Origin of the sequence: Terrisporobacter petrolearius, from assembly GCF_020748185.1 — a bacterium.
Lineage (GTDB): Bacteria > Bacillota > Clostridia > Peptostreptococcales > Peptostreptococcaceae > Terrisporobacter > Terrisporobacter petrolearius.
In genome coordinates this window covers 60,698-70,285 of the sequence record NZ_JAHZMO010000014.1, presented here as the reverse complement: position 1 = coordinate 70,285, position 9,588 = coordinate 60,698, and the positions used below count along the sequence as shown (strand labels likewise).

12 protein-coding genes are annotated in these 9,588 nt (G+C 26.2%); 8 read left to right on the top strand and 4 right to left on the bottom strand.

Annotated features, from left to right (window positions below):
- Window positions 1-456, top strand: a 456-nt coding sequence (locus K0040_RS10500; RefSeq protein ID WP_228108772.1) for a transposase, incomplete at its 5' end; no start/stop codon positions are given.
- Window positions 457-635: 179 nt separating this feature from the next.
- On the opposite strand, the gene K0040_RS10495 is transcribed toward K0040_RS10500, so the two are convergent.
- Window positions 636-2,204 carry an oligosaccharide flippase family protein gene (locus K0040_RS10495; protein ID WP_228108771.1) on the bottom strand — a complete coding sequence of 523 codons (1,569 nt, stop codon included), beginning with the start codon at window positions 2,202-2,204 and terminating at the stop codon, window positions 636-638.
- A gap of 210 nt (window positions 2,205-2,414) precedes the next feature.
- Here K0040_RS10495 and K0040_RS10490 point away from each other — a divergent pair, with 210 nt between their 5' ends.
- From K0040_RS10490 to moaC, 3 genes are read left to right on the top strand one after another with little or no spacing between them, the layout of a single operon-like run.
- Entirely contained in the window at window positions 2,415-2,927 is a 513-nt protein-coding gene (locus K0040_RS10490; RefSeq protein ID WP_228108770.1) for an RNA polymerase sigma factor, read from the top strand.
- Window positions 2,905-3,666, top strand: coding sequence for a DUF6241 domain-containing protein (locus tag K0040_RS10485; protein WP_228108769.1), 762 nt, complete (start codon window positions 2,905-2,907; stop codon window positions 3,664-3,666). The genes K0040_RS10490 and K0040_RS10485 overlap by 23 nt, the downstream gene beginning before the upstream one ends.
- Window positions 3,667-3,681: 15 nt before the next feature.
- Entirely contained in the window at window positions 3,682-4,173 is a 492-nt protein-coding gene (gene moaC / locus K0040_RS10480; RefSeq protein WP_228108768.1) for a cyclic pyranopterin monophosphate synthase MoaC, read from the top strand.
- A gap of 67 nt (window positions 4,174-4,240) precedes the next feature.
- On the opposite strand, the gene K0040_RS10475 is transcribed toward moaC, so the two are convergent.
- On the bottom strand, window positions 4,241-4,729 hold the full coding sequence (locus tag K0040_RS10475) for a prolyl-tRNA synthetase associated domain-containing protein (RefSeq protein WP_228108767.1): 489 nt from the start codon (window positions 4,727-4,729) through the stop codon (window positions 4,241-4,243).
- A 148-nt stretch (window positions 4,730-4,877) separates the two neighbouring features.
- On the opposite strand from K0040_RS10475, the gene K0040_RS21075 reads away from it, so the two are divergent.
- Both K0040_RS21075 and K0040_RS10465 read left to right on the top strand, forming a co-directional pair.
- Window positions 4,878-5,093, top strand: a complete 216-nt coding sequence (locus K0040_RS21075) for a hypothetical protein (RefSeq protein WP_331476295.1) — start codon at window positions 4,878-4,880, stop codon at window positions 5,091-5,093.
- Window positions 5,094-5,195: 102 nt separating this feature from the next.
- Window positions 5,196-6,314 (top strand): XRE family transcriptional regulator, encoded by a 1,119-nt coding sequence (locus tag K0040_RS10465; RefSeq protein WP_228108766.1) that lies wholly within the window; start codon window positions 5,196-5,198, stop codon window positions 6,312-6,314.
- Window positions 6,315-6,362: 48 nt separating this feature from the next.
- On the opposite strand, the gene K0040_RS10460 is transcribed toward K0040_RS10465, so the two are convergent.
- Both K0040_RS10460 and K0040_RS10455 read right to left on the bottom strand, forming a co-directional pair.
- A complete protein-coding gene (locus K0040_RS10460) occupies window positions 6,363-6,845 on the bottom strand; it encodes a hypothetical protein (RefSeq protein ID WP_228108765.1) in 483 nt (160 codons plus the stop codon).
- Window positions 6,846-6,888: 43 nt separating this feature from the next.
- Entirely contained in the window at window positions 6,889-7,713 is an 825-nt protein-coding gene (locus K0040_RS10455) for a carbon-nitrogen hydrolase family protein (protein ID WP_228108764.1), read from the bottom strand.
- Between the two features lie 262 nt (window positions 7,714-7,975).
- On the opposite strand from K0040_RS10455, the gene msrA reads away from it, so the two are divergent.
- Together msrA and K0040_RS10445 are read left to right on the top strand one after the other, a co-directional pair.
- Window positions 7,976-8,857: a peptide-methionine (S)-S-oxide reductase MsrA gene (gene msrA / locus K0040_RS10450; protein WP_228108763.1), complete on the top strand. Its 882-nt coding sequence runs from the start codon at window positions 7,976-7,978 to the stop codon at window positions 8,855-8,857.
- Window positions 8,858-8,958: 101 nt separating this feature from the next.
- Window positions 8,959-9,489, top strand: coding sequence for a hypothetical protein (locus K0040_RS10445; protein ID WP_228108762.1), 531 nt, complete (start codon window positions 8,959-8,961; stop codon window positions 9,487-9,489).
- Window positions 9,490-9,588 lie beyond the last annotated feature (99 nt).

The window sequence follows — 9,588 nt, the reverse complement described above, 5'->3', positions numbered from 1 at the left end:
GAATACCAAAGATGTATAGTTCATCAAGTGCGTAACACTTTAAAACATGTATCAGATAAAGATAAAAAAGAATTTGCAAAGGATTTAAAATCAATTTATCATGCTTCAAATGAAGAACAAGGACATGCGATTATGCTTAGTGTAACAGAAAAATGGCAAAATCATTATCCAAATGCCATGAAAAGTTGGTCAACTAACTGGGATGCTATTTGTCCAATTTTTAAATTTTCTGCAGACGTTCGTAAAGTTATATATACAACTAATGCAATTGAAAGTCTCAATAGTAGCTATCGCCGTTTAAATCGTCAACGTAGCGTTTTTCCAAGTGATGTATCATTACTTAAAGCATTGTATTTAGCTACTTTTGAAGCAACAAAAAAATGGACCTTACCCCTTAGAAATTGGGGCAAAGTTTATGGTGAATTATCAATAATGTATGAAGGAAGACTTATTTAAAAAACAAATTATTTCTAAAAAAAACACCTTTTTACAAGGTGTACTTGACATGCAATTAAATTGGAATTACATTCAAATTAAGGCATGGATACATAATTTTCATATCCATGCCTTAATAAACTTATCATAGAAAGCTATTTACAGAAAAAACTTCACAGTCTCGCAAACTCTTTTATATTTTATATTTGTTTGTAAAGTCCCATAGTCTCCCATTTTCCTTTTTTTACATCTTTTTTAAATCCATCTGCAAACCATTGAAGGTCTCTTCCTCTAATTGCCTTAAATAAAATAAGCATAATAAAGTAAATAAATAAATCTAATACTATACTTACAAATACAGAGCTTTCAATATGTAAACAATAAAGAATAATCTTTGTTGCATAACTAGATAAGGTTACGGATAAAGCTGGTTTTAAAATCCAGTCAAGTATATCAAATTTTAGTTTTGTTACTTTCAATATTTTTATTACACCTAAGGATGTATTAAATGTTGTACTTATAAACAAAACTAATACAAAACCTTTTATTCCATATTTAGGGATTAAAAAGGTTATAGCACTAATTCTCACAAACATGTCAATTATATTGTACTTTAAAGTTGTAACTTGCAAGTCTAGAGCGTTTAAACTACCATCTACTATTCTGTCTAAGTACATAAATGGAATTAAAGGAGCTAAAATCTTAAGTAAATATCCCACTTCTTCACTTTTATAAAGTCCTACTCCTAATTCATTGGAAAATACAATAAATATTCCTGTGGCAAATATTGCAATAAGCATAGTAAATTTAATTACCTTAGAGATTATATAATTTACCATGTTTTTTTTATTTAAAGCATTTGCCTCTGCAATTTCTGGAATAATTAATGTTGAAAAAGAAGCTAAGAATATGGAAGGAAATAAAAGTAGAGGCATTGCCATTCCTTTTACCATACCAAAAATTGATAGTGACATAGACCCTGAAGAGCCGTAAAGCCTTAAAGACCTTGGTATTAAAATATCCTCTACAGTCTTTAATGAAGTTTGGATATATGAACTAAAAGCCAAAGGTATGGCAACTCTTGTAATTTTAAAAAAAGAATATTTATTTTTATTACTTTTACAAAATGTAAAATGCTTTTTTTCGAATATGTATAATATGTAAGAATAAAATGCAGCGCATATACATCCAATAGAATTTCCTACACAAATAAGAGCACAAGTATAATCTAATCTACCTGTTGAAAAAGATGCTATGCATAAAGATACAATACTTATCATCACTAATGTTTCAATAATATCTGCACTTATACATTTTATTACTTTTCTACAGCCGTAGAAGTATCCATTTAAACAACAAGATATTCCAACAAAAGGTAGGGAACAAGACAAAATTTTTAATGGAATAATTGCCCTTTTATCTTGAATCCATGTTATTGATATAAACTCTGATAAGTTAAATAATAAAATTCCTGTTAATATACTGAAAAATAAAGTGTATAAAAGACCTTTTATAATAATGTTTTTTACTAAATGTTCATTGCCTTTTCCTAGCTCTTCTGCAACAAGTCTTGTCATAGTAACTCTTATACCAGAGATAGCTAGTGTTTGGCATACAACGTTAATACTCATAATAAGTTGGAATAAACCCATACCCTCTGCACCAATTTTATTAGATAGATATACCCGAAAAGCCATACCTATAAAACCTAGACTCATAGTTGAAGCGGTGAGTAATATGACGTTTATCAGTAAGTTTCTTCTTTTCATAATTATCTCCTTGTAAATATAGAAAATATTATTTTAAATTTATATATTATTTATATGCTCTAAAGACAATAAAAAGTATAAATAAAATATCTATTTAAATTTACAATTCTTGAAGATAATTGTAAAAAAGTGTAAAATAACTTAAAGGGAATATTTAAAAATGCTGACATTTTTTATTGGAAGTGATTCATTTGAGAGGAGATTTTTATTATGGGGACTTTATTCGAAAAAGTTATTGGCAATGAAAAAAAAGCCTTTAAAAAGCTTATGATAAAAAATAGTGAATATATATATAAATTAGCTTTTCTTCACACTAAGTATGAAGAGGATGCACAGAAAATAATGAAAAGAACTGTTCTTTATATTAACGATAATTTTCGTATGTTATCTAAATATGAAAGTTTTGAAAAATATATGACGAAGGTTACTATAAAGCACATAAACGAATATTTAGAAGAAATAGGAATGGTAGAACAAGACGATAATGAAGGCTTATTAGATGAAAATGGATACATTGATATATTTAAAGGAATAGATTTATTAGATATCCATTTGAAAAATGTAGTTGTTTTAATATATTTTTATAATATGTCTTATAAGGATGTTGGAGAAATTCTTAATATGGATGAAAGTACTGTGAAATTGTATCTTAGAAATTCCTTGAAATTCATGAAAGATAATATAAAGGGGGATTTTGAAGATGACAAATGTGAAGCCAGATAATGACCTTTTGAGCAATATAGATTTTGATAGTCTGGAAATAGAAAAAAATATTGATGAAGATATAGATAAGTATATAAAGGAATTTAATGTAAATAATGCAGATCTTGATTTAATACATATTCCAAATAATCTTAAATCTAGCATAAAAATACCTTTTAAAGAATTAAAAAAGGAAAAAAGAAAAAATCTAAGATATAAAACATTGGATCTTATTCTTGTATTCATAATTTTATTACCAGTAATAGGAGTAATTTATCCAAATGTATTTATAAAAGCTCCAAAAGTATATGGTGTTTTTGAAAATATAAATGAATTTATTAAAATTGATAACTTAAAATCATTCATTGGTATTGGAAAAGAAATTATTGAAGGGAGTAAATCTTCTTCTGTAGAAACTATTTATATAAAAGAGAAAGAAATAAAAAAACCAAAAGGTAATAATGAAGCAATTAAACTTATTCATTCTCTAGCAAATACTTTAGTTCAAGCTGAATATAAATGGCAGTGCAGTGAAGTTACGCCTAAAACCATAGATTTGGCTTTGGATGGTGTTGAAGAAATTAAAGATGATTATGATAGAATGCATCTAAGAAACTCTTTAACAAAATGGAAATCTGGAGATTTCTCAAATGCAGTAGAGGTGCATAATTATGTATGGGAAATGCTTGATGGAAATGTTGGTAAGGCAGAAGTATTAGATAAGGATAAGATACAAAGCGTTCTAAATGAGTATTACTAAATGAAGGAGATAAAAATGGAAAAAAAATTAAATCATTTTGATTCGAATGGAAATGCTATAATGGTAGATGTTACAGAAAAAAATATTACACAAAGACAAGCAATAGCAAGTGGAAAAATATTTGTAAATGATGAAACATATAAAAAGATAGTTGAAGGAAATATGGCAAAAGGAGATGTTCTTGGAGTAGCTAGAGTAGCAGGAATAATGGCTACTAAAAAAACATCAGATTTAATTCCTATGTGTCACCCTTTAATGTTAACAAAGTCTAAAATAGATTTTGAATTTAATGAAGAAGAAAAAAGTATTACAGCTATTTCTTTAGTTAAATTAGCAGGTAAGACTGGGGTAGAAATGGAAGCGTTAACTGGGGTTAATGTGGCGCTTTTAACTATTTATGATATGTGTAAGGCTATAGATAAAAATATGGTAATCTCGGATATTCATTTAGTTGAAAAAACTGGCGGAAAATCTGGAAAGTTTGTATTCCAAGGAATTGATAAATAAAAATAAGCTCTATTATCTTCTTAGATAGTAGAGCTTATTTTCATAAATTTATAAAATAATTTTATCACTATATATTAACATACAGAATTTTATTTCCACAATCATTTATAAATTTTATCATATCATTATAACTTATAAAAACTGTGGAAGTATTTACATTGGGATGAACTCCAATAATGTTTTGATTTTTTAAGTCATCATCTATTATCACATTTACGCAGTGGTTCTCATCATTGATTATACCTAGGGGAGTAACAGCGCCTTTTAATAAATTTAGATGCTGATCTAATCGTTCCTCTGAAGCAAAACTTAGAGCACTAGATTGAATTTGTGATCTTATTGATTTCAAATCTGCTTTTTTATCTCCCTTTAGTACTACAAGATAATGACTTTTCCCATTGGAGTTTTTTAAAAAAAGATTTTTAACTATATGCCCTTTTTCCTCTAAATTAAGGTTTTCCATCTCTTCAATAGTATAAACAGGAGGATGATCTACTAATTTATATTTAATATTTAGTTCATCTAATTTCTTCAAAACTTTTTCTTTTTTATCCATATATTTCTCCTTATTTAAACAGTTTATTTAAATTATAGTCATAGTTAAAAGCTTTGCATAAGAAAAACTATTAAATTAATAATTTTATAGTTATAATTAACTAATAATGCTAAAAATAAACAATAAATAAATTGAAATGGAGATAAAAATGGAAAAGTTATTTTATGATGATTCATATATTAAAAGTTTTATTGCTGAAATAGAAGAAGTTAAAGAAGTGGATAATAAGTATCATGTTATGTTAAATAAAACAGCTTTTTTCCCAGGTGGAGGAAGCAAAGTTATTGCCCAAGGTGGAGGAAAAAATAATAATAATTTAACCTCATTATTTGATTATGTAAAAATCAAAATAAGATCAATGTAGCATTAAATTATTATTATGAAATAACTTATTATTTGAAAAGATGTCAAATATTAAGTATAATAAGAAGTTGAATGAAAAAACAACTATGAAAGGACCATAAATATGAAGAAAGAACTATTTAATGGTAAAAGACTTAAAATAGCTAGAGTATATAGAGGAAAAACTATAGATCAAGTATCTAAGGAAACAAATATAAATAAAAAAGATATATTAGCTTTTGAGGAAAATAAGTATAAACCAACAGTGGAAAATGCATTAAAATTATCAAATGTACTACATTTTCCCAGAGATTATTTCTATAGAAATGAAAATATAAAAGTAAATGTAGAATCAGCTCATTTTAATCCACAATCAACTATACAAAGAAGTGAAGAGATTTCATACAGAGAAAAATTAGTAATGATACACAAACTTTACTTGTTCTTTGAAAACTATATTCAGTTTCCAGAATTACAACTTCCAGACAACTTAAATAAAAATTTATCTATGGAAGAATTGGCCGACAGATGTAGGGAATTCTATGAATTAGGTGAAGAAACTTTAATAAATATGGTGTCATTTATGGAAGCTATAGGAGTAGTAATTACTGCCATGAATATAGATAGAAGAGGAGCTTCTCCATATTCTCAAAAACAAAGTATAGATGGAAAAGAAAAATATATAGTATCTTTAGGACACGATAAAAATTCTTTAGCTCTTAGAAATTACGACCTAGCTTATGAATTTTCATTTATAATAAGCAATGAGTTAAATATACCAGCTAAAAGATTTAATAAAGATGACTTTGCATCTGCTCTTTTATTACCAAGAAACAAATTAATAGAAGAATTAGACAACCCTAATGAATTAGAATCTTATTTAGAAGTTAAATCTAAGTTTATGGTACCACTTACTATAATTTTATATAGATCATATGCATTAGGATTAATCAATTATAAAAAATATAATTATTTAGTGAACGAAATAAGCAAAAATGGATGGCATAAAGAAGAGCCTTTGGACAATGTTAAAGCAACTCATCCAACTTGCCTTAGAAAAGCGTATAAATTACTACTAGATAACAACATAGTAAGTAAAAATACATTAATGGAAAAGCTATATAATGAAAATATGATTTTGTATGGTGATGATTTGGAAAAACTAATGGGACTTAAAGAAGGTTCTCTAGCTGATAAAAAAGATGTAAAAGTTCTAAGTTTTAATAACAAAAATAATAAATAATTAATAACAAGAGAGTATCAATAATCAATAATTGATACTCTTTTTTATTTAGTCATATTTTTTATAGAATTGTACTTTATAAGCTATTTCATTTTCTAAGTCTATTAAAAATTCTATATTAATATCATCAATATGAACTACATGTTTATTACATTCTTTCTCCGGTGTATTATCGTCGAAATGTTTAACTATGTAAACATGATTAATACAACTGGATTCATTTAATTCCTTTAGCCATCCAATGTAATTATATATAGTTTTATAAATAGAATTTAAATACAATTGTCTTTTGTGAGGCGTACTTAAATATTTTGTATTTATTTCACCACGACCATATCCAAGGGGAGTGGCACAATCACAATATTCATTTGTTAATCTAAAAAAAATATAATCATCATGTGATTTTTTTACAGGAAACAAAGCACATGATTCAAACGTATAATCTATGGGAATGTTGTATTTTAATGATATTGATATAAATTTTTCATTATAATCTTTTTTATTAACAGCCCCATATAAAAAGTCACACATTTACTTCACCACCATTAATAAATTAGCTTAATACTTATATTTATTATTTTTCATTTAATTCGTATAAATCTTTTCTTCTATGATAAAGTAGAGGGAGTTCTTCTCTCACTTTATCCACATAACTTAAATCGATTGTATAAGTAATTAAGTTTTCTTCTTCTTTTAGCTCTGTAAGAACTTCCCCAAATGGAGAAACTATTAAAGAATGACCATAAGAAATATAAGAAGAATTATAATCTCTAGCAGGAGAGCATCCAATGGTGAAAACTTGATTATCTATAGCTCTAGATTTAAACATAATATGCCAATGGGCAGGACCTGTAGTCATATTGAAAGATGCAGGAACTATTATGGCTTTAGCACCTTTATCTACCATAAGTCTTGAGAGTTCAGGGAATCTAAAATCATAACAAATACATAAGCCTATTTTACCAAATTCTGTGTCGAATACAGTTACCTCATTGCCAGCAGATAGAGTATCTGACTCTTTGAACTTTTGTTTATTTTTTATGTCTATATCAAATAAGTGCATTTTTCTATGCTTTCCTATTTTTTCTCCTTTTCTGTTAAAAACATAAGATGTATTGTAAATTTTATTTCCTTCTTTTTCTGGGATTGAACCAGCCACTAAATATATATTATTTGTTTTTGATATATTTGATAAGAAATTAAATGATTTACCATTTTCACCTTCAGCATAAATGGGGAAATTACATGAAGCATAAGGGCAAGAGAACATTTCTGGCAAAATGACAATATCAGGCCTTTCAATAGAAATCTTTGACACTAATTGAGAAGCTTTCATCAGATTTTGTTCTTTATTGTCACAAACTTTCATCTGAATCAGTCCTATTTTTAACTTGCTCATATTTTACCTCCTTTAAAGCTTAATATATGTTATATTGTGGTATATTTTCTCAAATTAAACAAGTATATCTATAAATTATATAATAGAATTAATTTTATTAGTTGAATTAATAAACTTTTTAATATATAATTATAAATAATTAGAATTTTCGAAAAATAATATTATTAAATATTTTATGCCTATAAAAATTAATTTACTATAAAGATTAAAAATCAACTCTATTGGGGAAAATAAATAAAATTTACCAAGGAGTTGATTTTTTATGGAAAAAACTGCAATGTTTGCAGGGGGATGCTTCTGGTGTATGGTTGAGCCATTTGAAAAATTAAAAGGTGTAAAGGAAGTAAAAGTAGGCTATAGTGGAGGTACAAATAAAAATCCAACATTTGAAATAGTTTCAAATGAAGATAGTAACCATTATTTAGTTGTAAAAATAACTTATGATGATGAGATTTTAAGCTACAATGAATTACTTGAAGTTTATTTTAATTCTATAGATCCAACTGATGAAGAAGGTCAATTTGGAGATAAATCGTTTTGCTTTAAAACAGCTATTTTTTACTATGATATTGATCAATGGAGACAGGCTCAAAGGTATATTGAAGATTTAGAAGAAAATAATATATTTGGTGATTTAATTGCGACTAAATTATATGAAGCTAAAACCTTTTATGAAGCAGAAGACTTTCACCAAAATTTTTATAAAAAAAATCCTATATTATACAGAGAATATTTAAGATTTTCTGGAAGATATGAATATTTAAAAAGAAGTTATGCCATGAGGCATTTAAACCAGTTACAATATGAAGTAACACAAAATAAATTAAGAGAAAAACCTTTTGAAAATCAATACTGCAATTATTTTAGTGAAGGAGTTTATGTAGATGTATTAGATAATACTCCTTTATTTTCATCAAAGGATAAAATAAATAAAAACTATGGATGGCCTACATTCTCAAAAGCAATAAACAATAATTTAATAAAGCTTATAAAAGATGAAGAAATAGTAAACAAAATTGAAGTGAGAAGTAGAAAAAGTGACATACACCTAGGTTATGTTTTAAATGATACACTGGAAGATTTAAAACATAATATTCTTTCAATTAATTCGGCAGCTATAAAATTTATACCAGCAAATAAATAATTTAAAAATACATTGATTATAGAGCTAACTATATTGAAAATACAATTATTGTATGTAATAATTAGATTTAATAAAAGAAATAGATAAGGGGGAATTTATCAATGGAAAAACTTACAATAAATCAAGCTATGATTAAAGTAGCAGAAATAGAAAGAAATTATAGATATAAGTCACCAAATATTATAAATAGAAAAAAAGCGAGCATTACGTATATATTAGAAGCTGACGGAATAAGATTTGATTGTGATGAAAAATTTGATTTTAATAAAGAACTTAATGAACTTATATCCTTATCTAATAATATAGAAAAAATAAAAACAGCTATCGCACATGCAAATAATACTACAGAAATACAAGTACTAGGAGAAATAACAACTATTCAAGGTGCTTTAAATAAAGTTAAATTAAAAAGAGAATTAGCCTTTGAATTAGAAGCATTATTGCAAAATGTGAAGGTTAGTAAAGAGAGAAAAGTAGATGCGGCAGCAACTTCTGTATATTATAAAGTTACAGAATTAAATTTTGGAAGAGAAGATATGGAAAAATTAATAGATAATCTAAATAGAGAAGTAATAGAGTTAGAAGTAGCTATTAATAAAGCTAACAATGAAACTTATATAGATATTGATTAGTTTATTATGGTGTGGATGTAAATACCATACTTATAATAAAATATGCTTAGATGGATAAAAATATTGTACATAAGTGTTTTAAATAACTATGAGGTAGTT

Coding starts and splice junctions, on each gene's coding strand:
- K0040_RS10490 (WP_228108770.1), top strand. CDS start 2,415: ATGGGGACTTTATTCGAAAAAGTTATTGGCAATGAAAAAAAAGCCTTT.
- K0040_RS10495 (WP_228108771.1), bottom strand. CDS start 2,204: ATGAAAAGAAGAAACTTACTGATAAACGTCATATTACTCACCGCTTCA.
- K0040_RS10475 (WP_228108767.1), bottom strand. CDS start 4,729: ATGGATAAAAAAGAAAAAGTTTTGAAGAAATTAGATGAACTAAATATT.
- K0040_RS10460 (WP_228108765.1), bottom strand. CDS start 6,845: ATGTGTGACTTTTTATATGGGGCTGTTAATAAAAAAGATTATAATGAA.
- K0040_RS10485 (WP_228108769.1), top strand. CDS start 2,905: ATGACAAATGTGAAGCCAGATAATGACCTTTTGAGCAATATAGATTTT.
- K0040_RS10465 (WP_228108766.1), top strand. CDS start 5,196: ATGAAGAAAGAACTATTTAATGGTAAAAGACTTAAAATAGCTAGAGTA.
- K0040_RS10455 (WP_228108764.1), bottom strand. CDS start 7,713: ATGAGCAAGTTAAAAATAGGACTGATTCAGATGAAAGTTTGTGACAAT.
- moaC (WP_228108768.1), top strand. CDS start 3,682: ATGGAAAAAAAATTAAATCATTTTGATTCGAATGGAAATGCTATAATG.
- K0040_RS10445 (WP_228108762.1), top strand. CDS start 8,959: ATGGAAAAACTTACAATAAATCAAGCTATGATTAAAGTAGCAGAAATA.
- K0040_RS21075 (WP_331476295.1), top strand. CDS start 4,878: ATGGAAAAGTTATTTTATGATGATTCATATATTAAAAGTTTTATTGCT.
- msrA (WP_228108763.1), top strand. CDS start 7,976: ATGGAAAAAACTGCAATGTTTGCAGGGGGATGCTTCTGGTGTATGGTT.